This window comes from Pusillimonas caeni, from assembly GCF_003545815.1.
Taxonomy (GTDB): Bacteria; Pseudomonadota; Gammaproteobacteria; order Burkholderiales; family Burkholderiaceae_B; genus Pusillimonas; species Pusillimonas caeni.
Genome location: NZ_PDUW01000006.1, coordinates 85,311 through 106,400, shown reverse-complemented (window position 1 = coordinate 106,400; position 21,090 = coordinate 85,311). Strand labels below are relative to the sequence as shown.

At 62.3% G+C, this 21,090-nt stretch carries 17 protein-coding genes; 8 read left to right on the top strand and 9 right to left on the bottom strand.

All coding sequences use genetic code 11. The features are described 5' to 3' along the window. Positions 1–137 precede the first annotated feature (137 nt). The 4 genes from CSC67_RS14170 (at position 138) to CSC67_RS14155 (ending at position 9,844) form a co-directional block, all read left to right on the top strand. Positions 138–1,136, top strand: coding sequence for a helix-turn-helix domain-containing protein (locus CSC67_RS14170; RefSeq protein WP_118995096.1), 999 nt, complete (start codon positions 138–140; stop codon positions 1,134–1,136). Positions 1,137–1,388: 252 nt separating this feature from the next. Then, complete coding sequence (locus CSC67_RS21675) at positions 1,389–8,156, top strand: autotransporter domain-containing protein (RefSeq protein ID WP_118995095.1); 6,768 nt, start codon at positions 1,389–1,391, stop codon at positions 8,154–8,156. A 207-nt stretch (positions 8,157–8,363) separates the two neighbouring features. Then, positions 8,364–9,263: a DMT family transporter gene (locus tag CSC67_RS14160; RefSeq protein WP_342447679.1), complete on the top strand. Its 900-nt coding sequence runs from the start codon at positions 8,364–8,366 to the stop codon at positions 9,261–9,263. A 35-nt stretch (positions 9,264–9,298) separates the two neighbouring features. After that, complete coding sequence (locus tag CSC67_RS14155) at positions 9,299–9,844, top strand: YdeI/OmpD-associated family protein (RefSeq protein ID WP_118995093.1); 546 nt, start codon at positions 9,299–9,301, stop codon at positions 9,842–9,844. A gap of 20 nt (positions 9,845–9,864) precedes the next feature. Here the strand turns inward: CSC67_RS14155 and CSC67_RS14150 are convergent, their stop codons facing one another. Both CSC67_RS14150 and CSC67_RS14145 read right to left on the bottom strand, forming a co-directional pair. Further along, complete coding sequence (locus tag CSC67_RS14150; protein WP_118995092.1) at positions 9,865–10,482, bottom strand: hypothetical protein; 618 nt, start codon at positions 10,480–10,482, stop codon at positions 9,865–9,867. A gap of 67 nt (positions 10,483–10,549) precedes the next feature. Then, positions 10,550–11,587, bottom strand: coding sequence for a uroporphyrinogen decarboxylase family protein (locus CSC67_RS14145; protein ID WP_118995091.1), 1,038 nt, complete (start codon positions 11,585–11,587; stop codon positions 10,550–10,552). Positions 11,588–11,854: 267 nt separating this feature from the next. On the opposite strand from CSC67_RS14145, the gene CSC67_RS14140 reads away from it, so the two are divergent. Further along, positions 11,855–12,715, top strand: a complete 861-nt coding sequence (locus tag CSC67_RS14140; RefSeq protein ID WP_118995090.1) for an SDR family NAD(P)-dependent oxidoreductase — start codon at positions 11,855–11,857, stop codon at positions 12,713–12,715. 63 nt (positions 12,716–12,778) lie between these two features. On the opposite strand, the gene panB is transcribed toward CSC67_RS14140, so the two are convergent. Further along, entirely contained in the window at positions 12,779–13,528 is a 750-nt protein-coding gene (gene panB, locus CSC67_RS14135) for a 3-methyl-2-oxobutanoate hydroxymethyltransferase (protein WP_118995089.1), read from the bottom strand. A 220-nt stretch (positions 13,529–13,748) separates the two neighbouring features. Here panB and CSC67_RS14130 point away from each other — a divergent pair, with 220 nt between their 5' ends. After that, the gene (locus CSC67_RS14130) at positions 13,749–14,537 is read left to right on the top strand and encodes an AadA family aminoglycoside 3''-O-nucleotidyltransferase (protein ID WP_118995088.1); all 789 of its coding nucleotides are present in this window, start codon (positions 13,749–13,751) and stop codon (positions 14,535–14,537) included. A 21-nt stretch (positions 14,538–14,558) separates the two neighbouring features. Here CSC67_RS14130 and CSC67_RS14125 read toward each other — a convergent pair whose 3' ends face one another. The 6 genes from CSC67_RS14125 to CSC67_RS14100 all read right to left on the bottom strand — a co-directional run bounded on the left by CSC67_RS14125 (position 14,559) and on the right by CSC67_RS14100 (position 19,146). Next, a complete protein-coding gene (locus CSC67_RS14125; protein WP_118995087.1) occupies positions 14,559–15,227 on the bottom strand; it encodes a 7-cyano-7-deazaguanine/7-aminomethyl-7-deazaguanine transporter in 669 nt (222 codons plus the stop codon). 54 nt (positions 15,228–15,281) lie between these two features. Continuing rightward, positions 15,282–15,758, bottom strand: coding sequence for a MarR family winged helix-turn-helix transcriptional regulator (locus CSC67_RS14120; RefSeq protein ID WP_118995086.1), 477 nt, complete (start codon positions 15,756–15,758; stop codon positions 15,282–15,284). Beyond that, positions 15,755–17,659: an FAD-binding monooxygenase gene (locus tag CSC67_RS14115; protein WP_118995085.1), complete on the bottom strand. Its 1,905-nt coding sequence runs from the start codon at positions 17,657–17,659 to the stop codon at positions 15,755–15,757. The genes CSC67_RS14120 and CSC67_RS14115 overlap by 4 nt, the downstream gene beginning before the upstream one ends. Before the next feature lie 134 nt (positions 17,660–17,793). Next, entirely contained in the window at positions 17,794–18,345 is a 552-nt protein-coding gene (locus tag CSC67_RS14110; protein ID WP_118995084.1) for a M23 family metallopeptidase, read from the bottom strand. 57 nt (positions 18,346–18,402) lie between these two features. Beyond that, positions 18,403–18,876, bottom strand: coding sequence for a YaiI/YqxD family protein (locus tag CSC67_RS14105; protein ID WP_118995083.1), 474 nt, complete (start codon positions 18,874–18,876; stop codon positions 18,403–18,405). Positions 18,877–18,879: 3 nt separating this feature from the next. Further along, on the bottom strand, positions 18,880–19,146 hold the full coding sequence (locus CSC67_RS14100) for a hypothetical protein (RefSeq protein ID WP_118995265.1): 267 nt from the start codon (positions 19,144–19,146) through the stop codon (positions 18,880–18,882). Positions 19,147–19,386: 240 nt separating this feature from the next. Between CSC67_RS14100 and CSC67_RS14095 the strand changes: the two genes are divergently transcribed. Beyond that, a complete protein-coding gene (locus CSC67_RS14095) occupies positions 19,387–19,845 on the top strand; it encodes a CopG family transcriptional regulator (RefSeq protein WP_167752912.1) in 459 nt (152 codons plus the stop codon). Positions 19,846–19,865: 20 nt separating this feature from the next. Next, positions 19,866–21,041: an extracellular catalytic domain type 1 short-chain-length polyhydroxyalkanoate depolymerase gene (locus tag CSC67_RS14090; protein ID WP_118995082.1), complete on the top strand. Its 1,176-nt coding sequence runs from the start codon at positions 19,866–19,868 to the stop codon at positions 21,039–21,041. Positions 21,042–21,090: the final 49 nt, after the last annotated feature.

Here is a 21,090-nt window from a genome sequence, read left to right as displayed (position 1 = left end):
GGAGGTGGTGCAGGCGGCATGGGGGCGTCGGCATGGTTTGGTGACGACCTGCTACCCGAAGTGTTAAAGTGCAACGAGCAAAGGGAAGAGTTCTGTTGCGTTGATTCGTCGCCGCGACAAATTCGGAGGCTTTATTTATGGAGCATCATTCCTTCTCGCAAGGGCGGCCCAAAGACCATCGATTCCAGATCCTCTCTACGGACCACTTGGCGCCCGCCGAGCGTTTCGAGTTCTGGGCCACAGACGTCGTTCGCAGTGTCGAGGTCGACCCGCCGAATGCCCGGCAGCGACGGGATTTCCGTGCAAGGGTGGTTTCGCTGGCCACGGCGACGGGTGAAATGCACTACGCCGAATCGGACGGCTTCAGCGTTCATATGACCAGGCAAACCATTCGCAAGTCGCCGCTCGACGAACTTGCTCTGTTCCTCGTGCTTGATGGCCAGGCGCAGTGCGTATACGAAGGTGGCGAAGCCGCCACTGTCGGCCGAGGCGGCTTTTTCCTGCTGGATGGGCTGCGGCCCGCTTCGCTAAGGTTCTCGCAGCAGAAGTTCATCCAGCTCGATCTTTCGCGCGCTTTGCTCGAGTCTGTGTTTCCACGTTCGATACCGTCGCCCGCGCTGATCAATGCGGCGCTGGCCGACTCCCGCCTGGCCGGTTTGCTGCGCGATCATCTACAGCAGTTTCCCCGGATGGCGCAGGGCCTGGAACCCACCGAGCAGCTGGCGCTGCTCGATGCTTCGGAGTCCTTTGCCGTCACCACGATCGAAGCGGCTTTTGCAACCATGTACAAGCAGGCGGAGCATTCGAACGACGGGTTTTTCGCCGCCGCGCAACGCTATATCCGGCGCCATCTGGTCAACCCGGACCTCGCCCCCGACGCGGTGGCGGCCGCCATAGGCTGCTCGCGCGCCACGCTTTACCGGCTGTTCGCCGAGAGGGAATTGACGGTGCAAGGCCATATCCGCGAATTGCGCCTGCAGCAGTTCATGCGTCTTCTGCAAAAAGAAAACAAGGCGGTGCCGATCCAGATACTGGCGATGCGTTGCGGGCTCTACGACGAGTCCAACGTCAGCCGGATGTTTCGCAAGCGGTTTGGCATGAGTCCCAGCGAGGCAAGAGCCGCTGCCAGGCTGTAATTCCACGCTCGGATAGACTCCGGAACCAGCCGGCGTGCTTGGGCAGTTCCTCGAATTGATGTGTTGAAACGCGGCAACGACTCTGCTGAGACGCTGCGATGACTTCGTTCGTCCTCTTGCTTATACAGTGACGATTTGACTGCATGTCCGCCGCGGCTCAGCGCGCCTCCTGATCGGGGCGTTCCGTTTTTACAGGCACGGTTCTGAGTGCTCCTGCAGCGATGGACGAAAGCATCGCCGCCGGAGACGCACATGAATCGCATCCATCGAATCGTTTTCAATCATGCTCTGGGCCTGTTTCAGGTGGCGTCGGAACATGCGCGTGGGCGAGGCAGGCGCAAGACCATGCGTATCGTCGGGGTGGCGGCTCTGCTGCAAGCGGCCGCCTCGACGTTGATCTTCGCCGCGGCCCCTGCGTCGGCGCAGGACGTTTCTATCGACCACGGTGCGACTGAAACCGTCGATGGAACAATGGCCGGCACCCGGCCAAGCCCATGGGAGATAGACGGCGACCTCATCGTCGGCGAACTTGGCGCCGGCGTGCTCACAATCGAAAATGGCGGTCAAGTCTTCAACGAGATCGGCTTCATCGGCGACGAGTCCAACTCGCACGGCGAGGTGAAAGTATCGGGCTCGAGCGCTGACGGCACGGCTTCAACATGGACAAACTCCGGTTTCCTGGCTGTTGGGTTCAATGGTACGGGCAGGCTCGCTATCGAAAACGGCGGGGTTGTGATCTCCCAGGACACAGTGGTTGGCGAGATGGCGAGCGGGTCGGGCGAGATCGCGTTGAACAGTAATGGCGTTCTTGCCACTGGTTCTGTAGGGAGGGGCTTGGGAGCCGGAACGCTCTTGTTCGATGGTGGGATATTGCGAGCTACTGCGGATACGTCCAACTTCCTGCGCAATTTCAATGCGGGCGATGTAATCATTGAAGACAACGGCGCATTCATCGACAGCAACGGTCACGACGTCGGCATCGGCGCCGACTTGCAGGGCTCGGGCGGGCTGACCAAAATCGGTGAGGGGACGCTGACGTTGTCGGGCCAGAACAGCTACGCGGGCGCCACCACGGTCGAAGCCGGCACGCTGCGCGCGGATACCTACGGCGCCCTGGTGGATAACAACGCCTATGTCATCAACGGCGGCACGCTGGATTTGAGCGATTACCGTGCGCCCGCGGGAGTAGGAGTTGCAACGTTGGAGATGTCATCACTTGCGGGCAGCGGAGGCACGCTGGCTATGGGCGATACATACGTCTATGTGGATCAGAGCGGCGAGACGGCGTTCGACGGTGATATCACTGGCGCCGATGCCAGACTCAAAAAATGGGGCGAGGGCACGCTGACGCTGGGCGGGCAGATAAGTGGCTTGGGCGCCGGCCTTTACGCAGAAGGCGGTGTCTTGGCGCTCAATGGGGCCAACACTTACACTGGCTGGACAGTTATTGGTGATTCCGTCCTCGAAGTCGGCCACGATCAGGCGCTTTCAGTGGGCCGTGTTTTGATCCGTTCAGATCATAGCGTTCTGCGAGCCACTAGAAACATGACGCTTGCCAACGAGATTGAATTCAATATTGCTTTGGGCACCCTTACGCTCGATGCAAGCCACGACCTGACTTTGACCGGAAATATATCTGACCCTACCCCCGGTATCGGCGGCAATATCGTTAAGACTGGCGGTGGCACGCTGACGCTGGCGGGGCAAAGTGGACACAGGGGCGAGACCACGGTCCAGGGCGGTACCTTGATCGTCGACGGCTCGATCGAGCGCTCGTCGCAGGTGACTGTGCAGCAGGACGCCACGCTGGGCGGTTCGGGCAGGGTCGGCAAGACCACCATCGAAGACGGCGGACGCCTTGCTCCCGGCGGCAACGCCATCGGTACGCTTACGTTCTCCGGAGGATTGACGATGTTGCCCGGGTCGATCCTGGATTACCAGCTCGGTTCGCCGGGTACGGAGGGCGATCCCGCTTCGGGACGCAGCGACCGCATCGAGGTGGACGGCGACCTCGCATTGAACGGCGTTACCTTGAACCTGATGCAAAGCAGCGACCCCGCAGACGGCGTGACGTCTTTGGGCTTCTATCGGCTGATGACATACAGCGGCAGTTTGACCGGCGACTACCCGTCGCTTGGACAAATCCCCCACGAGGGAAAAGATCTTTATGCACTTTATTTAGATAGCGGCCGCGTGGATCTATTTGTGCCGGCTGCAGCCTCGCTAGGCGATGACGCTCTCCAGCATTGGCAGGGCGGCGACGGCACCTGGAGCGCCGGCGGCACGACTTGGCTCAATGCCGGCGATGGCGCGCCCGACGGCGATATTCCGGTGGCCTGGGCGGGAAATCATGCCGTGTTCAAGAACCAGCCCGGCGACTTTGATGGCGGCGTGGTGGCCGTCGAAGGAGCGCACAGTTTCAAAGGCCTGCAATTTGTCGACGAAGGCTATCGGCTGCAAGGGGATGGCTCGCTCGAAACGGATGCGGGCGGCTCGGAGATACGCGTATTGGCCGACAGGGCCGAGATTGCAACCGAGATTACAGGAACGGGCGGGATCACCAAGACCGAAGGCGGAACGCTCGTTCTGTCAGGCGACAATTCCTATGCGGGAGGCACCACGTTGGGCGCCGGCGTGCTGTCCATCTCATCCGATACCAATTTGGGGCAAGCCGACGGCGCGTTGATGTTCGCCGGCGGTAGCTTGGCCGCCACGGCCAGTCTGGCCAGTGATCGGGCCGTGACGCTCGATCGCGATGGCCGCTTCGACGTGGCTGACAACGCTACGCTGCAAGTAAATGGATCCATCGCAGGCGCTGGCGACCTATACAAGAATGGGGCCGGCGTACTGGTCACGGCAGGCGGGATGAGTATCGGCGCGATGCGGGTTCAGAATGGCGAGCTGCAAGTGGCCGGCGGAGCGAATCTTTTGAACGGTACGATCCTAGTGGACGCCGGCGCTGGCGATCAGGCGAACCTCGCCGTGGACGGCGAGAGTACATCGGTCGAAGCCATAGCGCTCACCGTCGGCCAAAGTGGCAAGGGGCTATTCGATCTAACCAGTGGCGCGCGGGTGACAATGCCGGGCTTATCCAGCGCCAACGCGTTCGTGATCGGCTACTCCGGCAATGCGGATGGTCAGGCGACGATTTCGGGAGCGGACTCACGTCTTCGCATCAATGGCGGGACTACTCGGATCGGGCGGAATGCGACCGGCAGCCTTACGGTTCAAGACGGAGGCCGCTTCGAGAGCGGCTATCTTGTAGTCATCGGCGGCGACGCCAACGGTGATGGCCTTGTGACCGTTTCCGGCCCGACATCGACATTTGTGACCACTGGCAATGCGCCGACTTACGTCGGCGATACCGGTAGCGGAACGCTCAACATTCTTGACGGGGGCCGGGTCGAGACATCTTTCTTCGCTTCCGTCGGCAGAGGCTATGATGGTCAAGGTACTGCGCTCGTCAAGGGAGTCGGGTCATCCTGGATCGTGGATGGCAATCTGTACATCGGTGAGAACGGACAAGGGACGGTCGTGCTTGCCGATGGCGGATATATCGATCTGGTCGATTTCGCCACCAGCCGCGCGACGCTGGGCAGGAATGAGGATGGATCAGGAACTCTCGTCATCGGCGCCGAGGCAGACGCTGCGCCGACTGCGGCGGGAACGATCAGCGCGCGTGCCGTCGACTTCAGCACCGGCGCGGGCAAGCTGGTCTTCAACCACACTGACGAGCACTATGTATTCGGGCTTGCCCTGCAAAAGGACACATTCAGTACTGATCCGAGCGGGGATCATTCGATCGATCATCTGGCCGGCCATACCGTGTATCGGGGCAATGGCCGGACATTCGACGGCATCACAACGATCTCGGGCGGCACATTGACTGTGGACGGGCGTCTGGGTGGAAGTATTGATGTCAAGGCCGGCGGCGCCTTGGGTGGCTCGGGCACGGTGGGCGACACGACGATTGCCGATGGCGGCATCCTGGCGCCGGGCAGTTCCGTTGGAACGCTCACCGTCGCCGGCGGCCTCGCGCTGTCATCGGGTTCGGTCCTCGAATATGAGCTTGGGGCTCCGGGATTATCCGTCCCATCGCCAGGCGCGAGCGACCGTATCGAAGTGTTGGGTGATCTTACGCTGGACGGCACGCTGAATCTGGCACAGAGCAGCGACACCGAAGACGGCGCGGCAGGCCTGGGTTACTACCGCCTCATGACTTATGTCGGTGAACTGACCGACAATCTGCTGACCATAGGCCATGGTCTGAATTTGGATGCCGGCTACGATATTCAAGCGGGTGACAATCGTGTCGATCTCTTCATTGGCGCGGCCGGTAACGACATGCTCCAGCACTGGCAAGGCGGAGACGGCCTCTGGAGTGCGGCCAACCCGCAGTGGCTCAACAAGGATGGCGAATTGCCTGTCGCGTGGGCCGGCAACCATGCCGCCTTCAAGAATCAGCCCGGCGGATTCAATGGCGGAACGATCGATGTTGAAGGTATGCAGCGCTTTGCCGGGCTGCAGTTCATCGACGAAGGCTACCGGCTGCAAGGTGCGGGTTCGCTCGAAACGGTCGCCGGCAGCTCGGAAATCCGTGTGCTGGCCGACAGCGCCGAGATCGCAACGGAGATTACCGGCACCGGCGGGATCACCAAGACCGAAGCCGGAACACTCGTCTTGTCGGGCAACAATACTTATGCAGGCGGCACGACGCTCGCCGGCGGTGTGGTGTCCGTCTCATCGGATGCCAATCTCGGCCGTGAGGATGGAGCGCTGACCTTCGATGGCGGCGTTCTGCAGGTTGCGGGGGCCGACTTCAACGACACCGAGCGTCAGATTATCTGGGGCGCTCGGGGCGGCGGCTTCGACATTGTCAATGAAGCGAATAACTTTTACGTCGATCAGAACATCATAGGTCCGGGCGACCTCGTCAAGCGCGGCGACGGGGCGTTGACGCTTGCGGGCGAAAACCGCTATGGGAACACACGGGTAGAGGGCGGATGGCTGCTGGGCCATGCGGGTTCTATCTCGGGCGACATCGCCAACGCGGGCGTGGTTGCCTTCCTTCAAGACGAGGACGCCCGCTTTGCAGGCGACATCACCGGCCTGGAAGGATCTGACGGCACCATGGTCAAGGACGGCGCTGGAAGCCTGACGCTCGAGGGACGATCCCTGCTTGACTGGTCCATTGTGTCCGGGGCGCTCATTACTGAAGCATCTCGCTTTGAAGGGGATGCGCATCTTGATGGCGCAACGGGCGGGCTGACCTTCACCGACGCCAAGAATGGTGTTTATGGCGGGACGATTTCGGGTGTCGGCCAATTCAAGCTCGATGGAGCCGGTACGGTGCGGCTGACCGGCGATAGCTCGCACTTTGCCGGCACTACGACGCTTTCCAATGGAACTTTGCTCGTTGGCGACGCCGATGGCAACGGTTCGCTCGGCGGCTCCCTCGATGTGCAGGCAGGCGCCACGCTGGGCGGCTCGGGCACAGTAGGCGCCGGCGCCGGGTCGCGGGTGGCAGTGGCCTCGGACGGTACATTGGCGCCGGGCAACTCCGTCGGCACGCTGACCGTCGACGGCGACCTGGTCTTCGAGGCCGGCTCGCGCTTCGAAGTGGAGGTCGACCCGCAAGGCGGTGAAAGCGACCAGGTGGCGGTGACGGGCAGCGCCACGCTCAACGGCGGTTCCGTTGCCCATATCGGCGCCGGCGGTGATTACGACCTGCGCTCGAGCCACACCATTCTGTCGGCGGGCGGCGCACTATCGGGCCGGTTCGATGAAGTGTCCTCGGACTTCGCATTCCTTAAGCCAGAGCTGCTTTACGACTATGGCGCCGGCACGGTCGATCTGGAGCTTTCACGCAACGATCGCGAATTCGCCTCGGCTGCGTTGACGCAAAACCAGGGCGCCACGGCAAACGCCATCGAAAGCATCGGTTTCAATGCCGGCCATGCCGTCTATGACGCGATCGCGCAATTGCCCGACGATGAAGCGCTTATCCGCTCCAGCTTCGATGCGTTGTCGGGCGAGATCCACGCCTCGGCCAGGACGGCGCTGATCGAAGACAGCCGCTTCGTGCGCAATGCGGCCAACGACCGCGTTCGCGCCGCTTTCGCGACGCCCGGGGCGTCCACCGCGCCCGTGCAGGCCTATGGGTCGGCGCTAACGCCTACGCAGGTGTCCGCAAGCGATTCCGGCCCGGTGGTCTGGTCGCAGGCTTTCGGTTCCTGGGGTTCGACCGACAGCGACGGCAATGCCGCCCGCCTGGACCGCGATGCCAAAGGTTTGCTGATCGGCGCGGACCGGCGCGTGGGCGCTTGGCGCGTCGGCCTGCTGGCCGGATACAGCCGCTCGGACTTCAAGGCGCGCGACCGCGCCTCCTCGGCCAAGAGCGACAATTATCACCTGGGCCTCTACGGCGGTACACAGCGGGATGCGCTTGGGCTGCGCGCCGGCCTGGCCTATACCTGGCACGATGTCGACACCAAGCGTTCAATCTCCCTTCCCGGCCTTAGTGACAGCGCCGGGGCCGGTTACCATGCGGGCACGCTGCAGGCCTTCGGCGAAGTGGGGTATAGCATCGACGCGGGCCCGGTACGGGTCGAGCCATACGCCGGCCTGGCTCATGTGCGTCTGCACACGGATAGCTATAGCGAGCGGGGAGGGGCCGCGGCGCTCTCCGGCCGCAGCGAGAATACGGATGTCACCTTTTCCACGCTGGGCTTGCGTGCCGAGCATCGCCTGAGCGCCGGCGCCATAGAAGCGACTCTACGCGCGGCGGTAGGATGGCGGCATGCCTTTGGCGACACCATCCCCACGGCGCGGCACGGTTTGTCAGAGGGCGACATCTTCGTCGTCGCGGGCGTGCCGATCGCCAAGGACAGCGCCGTCGTCGAGGCGGGAGTCGATCTGAGCCTGGCCCCAGGCGCCACGCTCGGCTTTTCTTATTCCGGACAGCTTGCCGGCTCGGCCCGGGACCATGGCGCGAAGGCGAACCTGATGATCAGATTCTGAATCGCGAACTCCCTCCGAGCGAAAGCCGATCGCCGAGCCGCAACGCTGTATACGCGGCGCGGGACACCCGGCGACCGGAGTGCTACATTAGCGGGTTGTATGCCATCGCCCTGATCGAAACCCGGCAAAGGCCGGTGCACTGGGGCCGCCTGCAGGGCCTCAAGACATCAACTCATGGCATCAACCCAAACATAGCATTCTCGGGGAATTCCCATTTATAAAGCCTACGTTCTTCTGGCGCTGACGACGCTTTTCTGGGCCGGCAACTCCATTGCCGGCAAATGGGCGGTGGGCCATGCGTCTCCCATGGTTTTGGTAAGCATCCGCTGGATCAGCCTGATGGCGCTGCTTTACGTGTTCAAGCGCGAGCAGATCGCCGGCGACTGGCCGGCCATCAGGCCGCGGCTGGGCTATCTGTTGATGCTGGGCGTCCTGGGCTTCACCGTCTTCAGTGCGGCGCTTTACTACGCCTTGGTCTATACCACGGCCATCAACGCCAGCATCCTGCAGGGAAGCATGCCGCTTTTCGTATTTGCGGCAAGCTTTGTGCTTTTCTCCAGCCGCATAAGCTGGGCGCAGGCAGTGGGCTTCGCCTGCTCTTTCATCGGTGTGATCGTCATCGCGGTGCGCGGCGAGTTGGGCAACCTGGTGTCCCTCAGCATCAACTTCGGCGATGCGCTGATGTTCATCGCCGTCCTCGGTTACGGCATTTATACCGCCGGCTTGCGCAGCAAGCCGCAAATGCATTGGACCAGCCTGATGTTCATTCTGTGCCTGGGCGGGTCCCTGGCGTCATTGCCTTTGCTGGCTTTCGAGGTGGCTCAGGGCAACTTCATCTTCCCGGACTTGCAAGGGTGGATGGTCATTACCTATATCGTCATCTTTCCATCCCTCATCGGCCAGGTGCTCTACATCTGGGCCGTGGAGCTGATCGGCGCCAACCGGGCCGGCCAGTTCATCAACTTGCTGCCCGTGTGGGGCGCGCTGCTGGCGGTGACTTTGATCGGAGAGGAATTCCACCTTTATCACGCCGTAGCGCTGGTAATGATTCTGTCGGGAATCGGCTTTGCCGAGTACGGCGGGAGAAGGCTGCGTAAAACAATCTGATTGCTTAGCGTCAACAGGCCTAAAGGTGTCCCGACATGGCGAAAGATGCGTCTACATTCAAGGCAAAATTGCTGCGCCCCGCAAGTCCCGGCGAAGACGGCTCATGGGGCTTTCTTGTTTTGCCCAAAGCCGCCAGCGACAAACTGCCCAGGCGTGGCAGGACGTCTGTGGAAGGGACCATCAACGGGAGCCCGTTTCAAGCCACGCTCGAGCCGGACGGCCGGCTTAGCCACTGGCTCAAGGTGAGCAAGGGGCTTCAAGAGGCTGCCGCCGCGTCGTTCGGAGACATGGTTGAAGTTCAGCTTTCTCCGACTCATCCGGAGCCGGAGCCGCAGGTGCCAGATGACCTGCAGCAGGCCCTTGCCCGGTCTGCCGCAGCTAAAGCCACTTGGGAAGACACGACCACCATCGCCCGCCTGGACTGGATTCATTGGATCGAGTCTGCAAAGCAGGCCAAGACTCGAAAACGACGAATCGATAACGCCTGCGACATGCTTGCCTCGGGCGAGAGGCGTGTCTGCTGCTTCGATCAATCCGGCTACTATAGCAAGGGCCTCAGCGCTCCCAAGGCGAAAGACTAGCGGCATGACGCTGCACGCTTCTACCGCTCGTCGGCGCCTCGCAGCCAGCGCAGATAAGCCGAACGGGTCTCGGCGGACACAGAGTCCAGCACTTTCTGGTGAGTGACCTGATGCCGCAGCGCCAGCCGCGCATCGGCCACGGCGCGCGACTTGCAAAACCAGTGGCAGCTGTGTTGGAACAGATACAGCTCAGCCGAAAGATGATAGGCGCGGCCTTTCGGATCCCAGCCGCCTCCATTGTCCACCACATGACGCAGGCCGGCCGCATGGATGTGCAGCAGTGCGCGAAAATCCCGCGTCAGCATGGGAAGCAAGCGCTCGGCATAAGGTACGCAGAACGGCGGCGTGCTCAAGCTGGCGGCCTGCGAGCTTTCCTTTTGCATGGCATCGGCCAGCGACCCTATCTGTGCCGCCACTGAACGCTCGGTTTGGGCGAAGGTGTCCAGCACCTGTAGCTGGCGTGTTTCCGACTCTTCATTGATGGCGCGGCTGTAGCCTTGCGTCAGCGTTTCCATGTGGCGCTCCAGCTGCAGGTTCGACAGATGCCGTCCCAGCAAAGCAATATGCGTGCGCTGATAACGCAGGCACACCACTCGCCATGCCACGAAGATCATCAACAGGATTAACGCAATGTCCATTGTCCGTGTTTCCTCGTGACGGCGCAGTGTTACCCCCGGGGAGGGCCGCAAAGGAGGGCTCGCGCGTTCAGACGCCCCCGATTTCGCGGCGCACAATGGCCGCTCCGTCCGCCATCGCTTTCATCTTGCCGAACGCTACATCGCGTGGCAGATACTTCAACCCGCAATCCGGCGCAACGATGACACTTTCCGGGTCTACGTGCGGAAGCGCGCGGCGGATGCGCGCGGCAACGACTTCCGGGGTTTCGACAGTAGGATCGGAAAGATCCAGCACGCCGAGGATAATCGTCTTGCCGCGCAGCTTTTCGAGCACCGACGTATCCAGCGACGACTGCGCGGTCTCGAGGGAAATCTCATGCACACAACACGCTGCGAGCTCAGGCAGAAACGAATAGCCGGATGGGCGTTCATGGATCACCGCCGCATAGCCGAAGCAGATATGCAAAGCCGTACGACCGGTAATGCCTTCGAGGGCGCGATTGACCGCTGCAAGGCCAAACTCACGTGCCTTTTCCGGACGCGCCTGCATGTACGGTTCGTCGATCTGCACGATGTCCGCACCGGCCGAGAACAAGTCGCGAATCTCGGCATTCACGGCATCGGCGTAGTCGAGCGCCATCTCGGCTTCGCTCTCATAGAAATCATTCTGCGCCTGCTGGGACATGGTGAACGGGCCTGGCACAGTAATCTTGATCATTCGGTCCGTATTCGCGCGCAAAAACGCCACGTCGCGAGCCTCCACCGCATGCCGGCGGCTGATGCGGCCAACCACGCGCGGCACCGGATTCGGATGGCCACTGCGGTCCAGCGCCACACCGTGATTGTCGATGTCCACGCCATCCAGAGCAGTCGCGAAACGGTTCGAATAGCTTTCGCGGCGCATTTCTCCGTCGGTGATGATGTCCAGCCCGGCGCGCTCCTGATCCCGAATCGCGAGCAGCGTGGCATCGTCCTGCGCCTGCTCGAGGAACTCGGGTTGCACCCGCCACAGTTCCGTCGCCCGCACGCGAGGAGGGAATCGTCCGGCCAGCTTTTCGCGGTCGATCAACCAGTCAGGTTGCGGATAGGAACCGACCAGAGAAGTCGGCAGCAAAATATTCTTCATAATGTCTCCCCATGTGTTAGAAATAGCCCGGCTCACTGATTCGCCGGCCTGAGCTCGAACCGGAAGGCTATTCCGCGCCCTCAACAGCCGATATTACTTCTGATCGGAGTTTACCGAAGTTGCTCGTCAGCCTGCGCCCATTCGAAACTGGAGCGCCGCCATGGGGGCCGTCTGCATGTGCTGATTACGCAGTACTTGTAAGATAAAGAGTGCAGCGCCCTGCCTTCACTGTGAAGCAGGCAACGCCAGTTTGAAAGGAGCAAGCCCATGTCATCGAAACGCCTCGAAGGAAAAGTCGCCATCGTCACAGGGGCCGCGCGCGGCATCGGGCGAGCCACCGCCGTTGCATTCGCACGCGAAGGCGCGGCCGTTGTGGGAATCGATATCGCCGGGCCCGTCAGCAAGACCCTGGAGGTCGTGCCGGCCACCGTCGAAGAACTGGATGAAACCGGCAGGCTCGTCGTGGCGGCGGGCGGGAAATGGAATTCGCGCCGGCTCGATCAGCGCGACATGGGCGCCTTGCGCCAGGCGGCCGCATGGACGGCCGAGACCTTCGGCAAGATCGACATCCTCTTTGCGAATGCCGGCATCCAGGCCTTCAAGCCGCTTCTGGACATGGAGGATGCGGACTGGCACGATCAGATCGAGGTCAATCTCAACGGCACCTGCAACGCCATCCGGGCCGTGGCGCCTTACCTCGTCAAGAACGGCGGCGGCCGCATCATCATCACTTCCTCGACGCAGGGACAGCACGGCACCAAGTACGGCGCCGCCTATTCGGCTTCCAAGTGGGGCCTCATCGGCCTGATGAAATCCGCCGCCCTGGAACTCGGACAATACGGCATCACGGTCAACGCGGTCATTCCCGGCCTGATCGACACCCCGCTCACGCGCCACCGGCGGCGATACGCGCAGGCGATAGACGACTTGAACAACGACGAACCCCTCGACAAGCTCGAAGCCGCGGCAAAGCAAAAGCTCGCGGCCAAATCTCCCCTGGGCCTGCCCTGGCTTCCGCCAGAATCCATCGCGCCGGCGGTCGTCTTTCTGGCCAGCGACGATGCCTATCTGGTGTCGGGCGCCGCTTATGACGTGACGGGAGGCGACAGCGCCAACAACATGGCCTGAACCGCCCGGCTCCGGTCTGCCTGCGCGCGTAGGCCGCATGCCTTTTGCCGCATGCCCCCCGATCTACTTGAACGTCCTGGCTTCCACCTGCTCGACGTAGCTTCTGGTTGCATCGATTATCGTCTGTCCTACGTAAGCATATTGGCGCGAAAATGGCGGCCATGCCTCGCCCATGCCGATGGCGTCATTGATGACCAGAACCTGCCCATCGCAATCCGTTCCGGCGCCTATGCCAATCGTAGGAATGGGAATGCCGGCGGTGATCCGGGCGGCCAGGCTGTCGGGGATATGCTCAAGAACGACCATGAACGCGCCTGCATCCGCGATTCCCATTGCGTCTTGCAGGAGACGGCGGGCGTCCTCGGCGTCTTTGCCGACCTGCCTGAAGTTCTGTGCCGTCTGGGGAGTCAGGCCGGTGTGGCCCACGACCGGTATGCCCTGTGCAACCAGATGGCGAATGACGTCATACTTCGGCCCTTCCAGTTTCACGCTGTCCGCACCTGCTTCAACCAGCAGGCGAGCATTGCGCAACGCGGAGTCAGGTTCCAGGTCGCTGTTGAAAGGCATGTCGCCGATGATGTGAGTGTCCGGAGCTCCGCGCCTGACTGCACCGATGTGATAGATCATATGTTCCATGGTGACATATCGGGTACTGCTGAATCCCATTTCCACCATTCCCACGGTGTCTCCGACAAGAATGGCGGAAACGCCCGCCTGCTCCACGCAACGGGCGATAGGGGTGGTATAGGCCGTCAGGATCGGAATCTGCGCTTTCGATTTCATGCTCAGCAATTCCTTGTCCGTCAATTTCATTGCACACTCCTTCTTGTCGCAATATCAGGAAGCATCGCCGCTTCCCGGGGGATGCCTGTGAACTACAAAGTCCCAGCAGATGGAAGGTTGTTTATACTGAATTTGAACACGCACTGAAACATAGCCATGTCGGATTGTCCATTGCCACGCGCCAGCAGCTGCGCATCATGCCCTGGTTCGGGCTGTTGTCCGAACCGCCGGCTCGCCCTGAGTTGACGCCATGATCGCCAAAGTTCCAGAGTCGATTGCAGGCCAGGTGTCCGATGCGCTTGCCGTGCTGGCAAACCATCTTGGTGTAGCCATCCAGGCCATTCATTTATTTGGTTCGGCGGTTGATGGCGGCTTAAAGCCATTTAGCGATATCGACTTGTTGATCACTGTAAGCGCCCCTTTGGACGAGACGACCCGGGCGGCATTGATGTCCGGTCTGCTGTCGGTATCGGCTTTTCCGGGCACCGATGCGGGGCGCCGCGCGCTGGAAGTGACCGTACTGGCACAAGAAGACGTACTGCCATGGCGTTACCCGGCAAGACGGCAAATGCAGTTCGGTGAATGGCTGCGTGAAGACATCGAGGCAGGAACTCTCGAACCGGCCATGACGGATCACGACCTGGCTATCCTGTTGGCAAAGGTGCGGCGGCATAGCGTTCCCTTGTACGGTCCCGCCGCCCAGGCGTTTTTCGACGACATTCCAGCCGTCGATATCCAGCGTTCGCTGCTGGAAACGTTGTCGCAGTGGAAGACGGAGTCGGACTGGGAAGGAGACGAAAGAAACATCGTTCTCGCCCTGGTACGTATCTGGTACACAGCCGTGACGGGAGATATCGCCTCCAAGGACGCCGCCGCGGATTGGGCCCTTCAGCGTCTGCCCATCGAGCACAAGCACCTCGTTATTGCCGCAAGGGATGCCTACCTAGGGCTAAAGGCGACAGACCTGGCAGCCTTTCCACAAGAGCGGGCGGCGCTGCTGGACTACATCCGGTCCAGCGTGACGGCAAGGCTTGGATAGTCTGCACCCATTGGGCCGAACTCATGCCGTGGTCGGCAGGGCTTCGCGCCGCTTCATTACGCGGATGATCGCGTTCAGGGCCACGCCGTACATCGGCACGAACAGAAGCAGGCTGACCGACAACTTGATCACATAGTCCACAAGCGCGATCTCGACCCAATGTTCGGCCATGAAGGGATTGCTGCTGCGCCAGAAGGCAACGCTGAAGAAAGCGGCCGTGTCCAGCGCCTGCCCGAGCACCGACGAGGCTGCCGGCGCTATCCACCATTGCACGTAGCCGCGACGCATCCGGTCGAATACCTGCACGTCCAGCAGCTGCCCCAGCACGTAGGCGGCGAAGCTGGCAAAAGCGATGCGGAACACGAACGTGTTGAATTCGCCCAATGCGCCCATGCCATTGAAGCGGCCTTCATGGAACAGCACCGACACGATGTACGAGGCGATCAAGGCCGGCACCATCGCGCGCGCGATCACGCTGCGCGCCTCGGCCTTGCCGATCAGGCGCACAGTCAGGTCGGTGGCCAGAAAAATGAAGGGGAAACTGAAGGCGCCCCAGGTGCTGTGGAATCCGAACAGGTCGATGGGCAGCTGCACCAGGTAGTTGCTGGCGATGATGACCAGGATGTGGAACGCGACCAGCAGGGAAAGATAGAACGATTCCCGCGACGGCGGGACGGGTGTGGGTGACATGAAGTGCCTTTTTGATGGATGGGGTTAGGGAACCCATGGAAATGCAAGGGAGCATTATACGCCAAGCTGCGCCAGCCTTCGACCGGCCGTGGTCGATGCGGATGCGTCCGGGGCGTCGAGCAGCCCCCGCAGCAGGCGGCGCAGCTCGGCCACCTCGGCCGCCGACAGGGCTCCGGTCATGGCCTGCTCCACGGCATCGACGCGCGGGCGCAGGCGCTTGAGCTCGCGCATGCCCGCCGGGGTGAGCTTCAGCACGTTGCGGCGGCGGTCGGACGCATCTTGTTCCCGTGCGACCAGGCCGTTGCGCTCCAGCCGGGCGGCGAGGTCGGCGATCGTCGAGCGGTCCACTTCCAGTGCATCGCCCAGCTCGCGCTGGCTTGCCCCCGGCGTGTCGGCCAAGATCGCCAGCGCCGCGAATTGCACGCTGGTGATCGTATTCGACACGAGGCGCGCCCATTCGGCCGCATGGCGCTGCTGGGCGCGCCGGATCAGCGAGCCGGTGTGCGGAAGGATCTCGTCGAGGCCGCTCATGAGCGGGCGTCCAGCAGGAAGCGGCCGAAGAAGTCCTCCAGCGCATCGCGGGCGTCCAGCGGCAGCACGTGGGCGACATACTGGTCCGGCCTGACGACCACGAGAGCTCCCCGGACGCGATCGATGCCGCGTTGATCGAAGATGTCCATCCCGCTGCGCGGATCGGGGCTGAACGCCTTCTCGTAGTCGATCAGGCCGAAGCGTCCTTTGCGGGGCAGCAGCAGCGACGGCAATGCGTCGACCTCGATCTCGCGATGGCCTTGCTGGTAGATTGCGCGCACATCGATCACGCTGTCGGGGTCGGCATCGGCGGGGGTGAAGCGCCGGATGGGCGAAGAGGGCGACTCGGCCAGCCAGCCCAGCAGCGCATGCAGCCGCTCGGCGCTTGCATCGGCAAACGCATACAGCCGCCAGGCGCCGTCGGCGCGGTGCACGTGGCCCAGATGCAGCGGCTTGGCGTCGGCGATGCGGATCACCGGCGCCGAATGAAAACGCGCGCCGATCGTGAAGCCCCCGGCCAATGCCTGGTGCTCCGCCGTGCCGATCAGCGGCCCCGAAGGGTAGCGCGTGGCGAGGCCGGCGGTGTAGCGGCCCGACTTCTCGAAGTATTCCTGCAGTTCGGCCGGATCCACGCCGCCGCGTTCGGGATGCAGCGGATCCTTCGGCGGCGAGCCCATGATGGCCGACCATTCCTTGTCGAAGTCGATCAGCTCTTTTGCCACCGGCTGGCGCTCCGCCGAGTAGGTATGCAGCAGCGTGGGGGCCGCCCGGCCCTGCAGCACAGCGGCCAATTTCCAACCGAGATTGAAGGTGTCCTGCATGGAGACGTTCATGCCCTGTCCAGCCTTGGCGCTGTGTGTATGGCAGGCATCGCCGGCAATGAAGACCCGCGGCAGCTGCGCGGTGACGCGGTCGGCGGGCACGTCGTCGAACTTGTCGGTCACGCGCTGGCCGACCTCGTACACCGAGCACCAGATGATGTCCTTCACGTCCAGCGTGTAGGGGTGGAGCACTTTCTGCGCGACTTCGATCAGGCGTTCGGCCGGCGTGTTTCGGATTTCGTCGCGGCGGCCGGGATCGACCACGCCCAGGTCGACATACAGGCGCACCAGATAGCCGCCTTCGCGCGGGATGAGCAGGATGTTGCCTTCGTTGGCCGACTGGATCGCCGATTTGATCCGAATGTCGGGAAAGTCGGTGACGGCCAGGATGTCCATTACGCCCCAGGCGTGATTGGCGACGTCCCCCTGCAGCTCGCGGCCGATCGAGGTGCGCACGGCGCTGCGCGCACCGTCGGTGCCGACGACGTATTTCGCGCGTACCGTCTGCTCGGCGCCGCCGCCGGTGGGGCGCAGCGTCACGGCGACGGGGTAGTCGCCGGTGTCCTCGACCTGGACGCTGACGGCTTCCAGCCCATAGTCGGGCCTGAGCCGGGTCGGCGACTTCTCCATGTATTCCAGAAGATACTGCTGCAAGCGCGCCTGGTTGACGATGACGTGCGGCATCTCGGAAAGCTCCCCGGCGGCGTCATCGATGCGGCCGGTGCGCCGGATGCGCGAGCGGTCCTGCTCGTCGGGGCGCCAGAAGACCGTCTCACTGATCCAGCAGGCCTCGCGCAGCAGGCGCGAAGAGAGCCCGAACGCTTCGAACATTTCTACTGTGCGGCAGGCGACGCCGTCTGCGTGGCCGAGCTCGAGCGGACCGGCGCGGCGCTCGACGACGCGGGTGGTGAAGCCGGGGCAGGTGGAGAGCTGGGCCGCCAGGACCAGCCCGGCCGGGCCCGTGCCGACGATCAGCACGTCGACGGCCTCGGGCAGGTCATTGGCCGGGCGTTCGAAGCCCGCGGCGGGTGCATGAATTTCCGGGTCGCCGATCTGGTAACCGTTCAGATAAAACTGCATGGGGCGAATCTCCAGGAGTGTAAGGGCGGAAATGACTGAAATAGTTAGTACACCAACGAATTTACTCTGTACCCCAACGAATTGTTATTAGGGTTAACCCGACTTTAATGACGTAGGGAATGTGAATGTTCCATTCACGGTGTCGGCGATGCCTTGAGAAAGGGATAGGGGTTGAGCGCGCCGCCCTTATAAATGCCGTAGTGCAAATGTGGCGGCGTGCCGCGCGCATTACCGGTGTTGCCGACGTAGCCGAGAACATCGCCTGCCGCCACCCGTTGGCCGCGAGAAATATCCGCGTAGTCGTCCAAGTGGGCGTAGTAGTGCATCTGCCGCCCCGGCCCCAGCACCCATACCACTTTCCCGCCCAGGTTGTTGGTGCCGACCTGCGTCACGACGCCTTCGGTGGCTGAAAGCACCGGCGTGCCGCGCACGGCGAAAATATCGATGCCCTCATGTCTGCGGCCCTGGCTGCGAGCGGCTCCCCAGGTATCGGTCAATTGCCGGGGCGCAATGCCCTGGACCGGCACGGGCAGGTGAGTGGGGGCAGGCTGCAGCGACAGACGGAGCATATGCCAGGGCGCGTGGACGGCGTCGGGCAGGCGCGGCCAGGCCCAAACGGCCAGCACGGCCAGAAAGATCAGCCAGAGCAGGCGGCGGGCAGGGCGAAGCCAGGAAGAGGATTGCATGAACTGTTCGACGGGAAGCGGGGCGGACGGTTCCCGGGCCGCCGCCGCACACACTGTCTATCGGACGCGCCCGGCGGTGTCTTCGCGTAGCGCCTTCTGCAACAGTTGGTCCAGGGCATTGGCAAATGCACGCCTGTCCGCTTGGCTGAAAGCCGCTGGCCCGCCTGTATCGACGCCGGCGCTACGCAGTTCTTCCATCATGTCCCGCATCGACAGGCGCTCGCTTATGCTGTCGGCGGTGTAACGCTCGCCGCGAGGGCTGAGCACCAGCGCCCCCTTGCGCAGCACCTCGCTTGCCAGGGGAATGTCTGCAGTAATGACCAGATCGCCCGTGGATGCGCGTTCAACGATATAGTCATCCGCCACGTCGAATCCTCGCGGCACCTGGACGGCCCGGATCAAAGGCGACGGCGGCGTGCGCAGCATTTGATTGGCCACTAGGGTGAGCGGCCGCTGCGATCGCTGCGCCGCCCGATACAGGATGTCCTTGATGACGGCGGGACAGGCGTCGGCATCGACCCATATATTCATGGACTAGCCCTTCAGCGCCTCGGCCAGCAGCACGTTCACCAGCTCGTTGACGCTGACGCCATCCGCCTGCGCCTTAGCGTTCAAGGCTGAAATCAATGGCTGGCGCAGCTTGACGGGGAAGGGCACCAGGCCGGCAGCTTGGTCCAGGCGGCGCTGTTCGCGGCGATCCACGGCGGGCGCGGCGCCGGCATAGCGGCCCAGCGGGGCGGCAGCGTTGAGCTTGCCCATGAGTTTCAGGGCTTTCTGCTTTTCGAGATCGGTTTTCTTCATGAAGGGCTCGGTGTTGTAGTCCGCCAGCGGCAAACCCGCCAGGCAGCATCTTATAGGATATTGAAGATGAGGCGGTGCGCGGTGGACGCAGCGCTGACCTTGCTGGGATCACATACGTATCCGCCACGCGCCCGTCACACTTCAGCTACTCGAGCTTCGCCGGCCGTATGTTCGTTTGACATCTGATAGCAAGAGATTAAAATAAACCATCCATATGGATGGTGAATGGATGGCAATTGGATGGAAAACCAGGAGGCCCAAGTGTCCACGCGAAACAAGCTCGGTGATGCAATACCGGAAATCAAAGGCAAGCCCGCCGATTCCGAAAAGATCACCATCAATCTCGGGCCCGTAGACCTGGGTCAAATCGATCTGCTGGTCAAGGAGGGCTTCTATTCCAACCGAACCGACCTCATCCGCACCGCTATACGCAACCAGTTATCGATCCATGCCGACGCCATCAACCAGACCGTCGCGCGCAGGCGCCTGGTACTGGGATTGCACCGCTTTAGCCGCGTCGACCTCGAGGCCGCCCAGGCGGAAGGCCAAATGCTTCAGATTCACGTATTGGGCCTGGCAAGCATTGATGCCGATGTCACGCCCGAACTGGCGCTCGCCACGATAGAGTCCATCGTCGTACTGGGCGCCTTACACGCCACACCCGCCGTCAAGGCCGTATTGGCCGGGCGAATCCACTAAATTCCGCAAAGACCAGCACCATGAAACTCAATGAAGGTTTTATCGCACGCATGCAGGATGCGGTCAAAGTCCTGCAGAGCCACGGCCCCATGGCCGCCACGCAGACCATACAAAGCGCCCTGCGCGGCGGCACGCCGCCACCGTCCGCGGCACCGCAACGGAACACGCCTTTCGCCCAACCAAGCACGGCTCCCCTGCGCAAAAAAAGGGCCCTGAGCGAAAGCATGCAAGACATCACCGACATTTCATTGAATGAAGTCGACGCGCCGGCGCCGCCCAGCGCGACCTCGACCGGACAGGCCGAAGCTCCCACAAGCAACGCCCGCTTCGACACAGGTCAATTCCTCAGCGGCTCTTGCAGCAATCATGCCGGTACGCGCGCCTACAAGCTTTATATTCCCAGCGGGTATTCCGGCCAGCCGCTGCCGCTCGTCGTCATGCTGCATGGCTGCAAGCAGAATCCAGACGACTTCGCCGCCGGCACGGCCATGAACCAACATGCCGAAGAAAACAACTGTTTCGTGGTCTATCCCGCTCAGGCCGCCAACGCTAACGGCTCAAACTGCTGGAACTGGTTTCTGGCCCGCGACCAGCAACGCGGCGACGGCGAGCCGTCCATCATTGCCGATATAACGCGTGAGGTAATCAGCAAATATGGCATTGACGAAAAGCGTTGCTATGTCGCGGGACTATCCGCAGGCGGAGCCATGGCCGCCATCATGAGCGCCGCTTATCCAGATATCTATGCGGCCGCCGGCGTCCATTCGGGCCTGCCTGCCGGCGCGGCCACTAATGTGCAGGCCGCATTTGCGGCCATGAAAAGCGGTTCCAAAACCTTTCGAGCCCGTCCGGACGCAACGCCCATCATCGTCTTTCATGGCGACCGGGATGCCACCGTCCATCCGTCCAACGGCAAGTACGCCATCGAACAAGGCGCTGGCGATCGCCAGGGCGGCTCCGGCGCGCCACGCGACGCCACCGTAACCGTCAACCAAGGCCGAACCGCGCACGGCCGGGCCTACACAACGACGATACGCCGTGCCGCCGACGGTAGGGCAAGCTCCGAACACTGGGTCATTCACGAAGCGGGGCATGCGTGGTCGGGCGGTAGCGCTAAAGGCTCATACACCGACCCGTCGGGCCCGGACGCCTCCCGCGAAATGCTGCGGTTTTTCCTCGAGCACACCTTGTCATGAGGCAGGCCGATCTGGTTGAGTGCGGTGGAGATCGTGGCGTTTAACAAGT

Bases quoted from the DNA above. Each gene is read 5' to 3' on its own strand.
- CSC67_RS14170 (WP_118995096.1), top strand. From the start codon at position 138: ATGGAGCATCATTCCTTCTCGCAAGGGCGGCCCAAAGACCATCGATTC.
- CSC67_RS21675 (WP_118995095.1), top strand. From the start codon at position 1,389: ATGAATCGCATCCATCGAATCGTTTTCAATCATGCTCTGGGCCTGTTT.
- CSC67_RS14155 (WP_118995093.1), top strand. From the start codon at position 9,299: ATGGCGAAAGATGCGTCTACATTCAAGGCAAAATTGCTGCGCCCCGCA.
- CSC67_RS14150 (WP_118995092.1), bottom strand. From the start codon at position 10,482: ATGGACATTGCGTTAATCCTGTTGATGATCTTCGTGGCATGGCGAGTG.
- CSC67_RS14145 (WP_118995091.1), bottom strand. From the start codon at position 11,587: ATGAAGAATATTTTGCTGCCGACTTCTCTGGTCGGTTCCTATCCGCAA.
- CSC67_RS14140 (WP_118995090.1), top strand. From the start codon at position 11,855: ATGTCATCGAAACGCCTCGAAGGAAAAGTCGCCATCGTCACAGGGGCC.
- panB (WP_118995089.1), bottom strand. From the start codon at position 13,528: ATGAAATTGACGGACAAGGAATTGCTGAGCATGAAATCGAAAGCGCAG.
- CSC67_RS14130 (WP_118995088.1), top strand. From the start codon at position 13,749: ATGATCGCCAAAGTTCCAGAGTCGATTGCAGGCCAGGTGTCCGATGCG.
- CSC67_RS14125 (WP_118995087.1), bottom strand. From the start codon at position 15,227: ATGTCACCCACACCCGTCCCGCCGTCGCGGGAATCGTTCTATCTTTCC.
- CSC67_RS14120 (WP_118995086.1), bottom strand. From the start codon at position 15,758: ATGAGCGGCCTCGACGAGATCCTTCCGCACACCGGCTCGCTGATCCGG.
- CSC67_RS14115 (WP_118995085.1), bottom strand. From the start codon at position 17,659: ATGCAGTTTTATCTGAACGGTTACCAGATCGGCGACCCGGAAATTCAT.
- CSC67_RS14110 (WP_118995084.1), bottom strand. From the start codon at position 18,345: ATGCAATCCTCTTCCTGGCTTCGCCCTGCCCGCCGCCTGCTCTGGCTG.
- CSC67_RS14105 (WP_118995083.1), bottom strand. From the start codon at position 18,876: ATGAATATATGGGTCGATGCCGACGCCTGTCCCGCCGTCATCAAGGAC.
- CSC67_RS14100 (WP_118995265.1), bottom strand. From the start codon at position 19,146: ATGAAGAAAACCGATCTCGAAAAGCAGAAAGCCCTGAAACTCATGGGC.
- CSC67_RS14095 (WP_167752912.1), top strand. From the start codon at position 19,387: ATGGAAAACCAGGAGGCCCAAGTGTCCACGCGAAACAAGCTCGGTGAT.
- CSC67_RS14090 (WP_118995082.1), top strand. From the start codon at position 19,866: ATGAAACTCAATGAAGGTTTTATCGCACGCATGCAGGATGCGGTCAAA.